The organism is Microbispora sp. CSR-4 (assembly GCF_008033685.1).
In the GTDB taxonomy this organism is placed as follows: domain Bacteria; phylum Actinomycetota; class Actinomycetes; order Streptosporangiales; family Streptosporangiaceae; genus Microbispora.
Genome location: NZ_VJVX01000223.1, coordinates 1 through 672, shown reverse-complemented (window position 1 = coordinate 672; position 672 = coordinate 1). Strand labels below are relative to the sequence as shown.

The window sequence follows — 672 nt, the reverse complement described above, 5'->3', positions numbered from 1 at the left end:
CCCCTCCGCCGCCATGTCCGCGATCACCACGCGAACCACACCCAGCGGAATCCGCAGCAACGCCGACACCTCGGCCACCGACCGCACCTGACGGCACAGCGTGCTGATCGCCTGGCGTTCCGGGGTGAGCGTGGAGAGGTCCTGATGCATCACCGTGGCGGAGGACACGAGGGCCTCCATGGCGAGCTGGAGCCGAGGAGCCGTACGCCCGCCGGTGACGGCGTACGGCCGCACCAGCGAGCTCTGCTCCGTCGGCGCCGGCGTCGGGACGGGGTTCGTGCCGCCGTACTGCCGGTGGTCGCCCACCGGCGGATAGGCCTCGTTGTTCCAGCCGCCGCCTGCCACAGCGTCCTCCTGACCTTTTCGCTCTCGCTCCGGAACCCGGCGACCTGTCCAGGCCGCCCGCTCAGGGCGTCTTCCCCGATCTGTCCTCCACCGCGTGCCTCACTTCGCGGAGTCTTCCGTCACCGCGGGTGAGACGCCTGGAGCTCGGCGCGGACCGCGGGAGTCAGCACCTGACCCGCCCGCTCGACCAGCAACGTCATCTGATAGGCCACCAGACCCAGATCGGAATCGGCAGCCGCCAGCACCGCCAGACAGGACCCGTCACTGATCGACATGATCAGCAACAGCCCCCGCTGCATCTCCACCACCGTCTGCGTCACCGGGCCA

Annotated in this window: 1 protein-coding gene and 1 pseudogene; both read right to left on the bottom strand. The window is 69.9% G+C overall.

Going from position 1 to position 672, the window contains the following annotated elements:
- Positions 1-345, bottom strand: a 345-nt coding sequence (locus FLV34_RS39555) for a DUF742 domain-containing protein (RefSeq protein ID WP_187280894.1), incomplete at its 3' end; no start/stop codon positions are given.
- A 119-nt stretch (positions 346-464) separates the two neighbouring features.
- Positions 465-672 (bottom strand): annotated as a pseudogene (locus FLV34_RS39550) (roadblock/LC7 domain-containing protein); the annotation flags it as partial.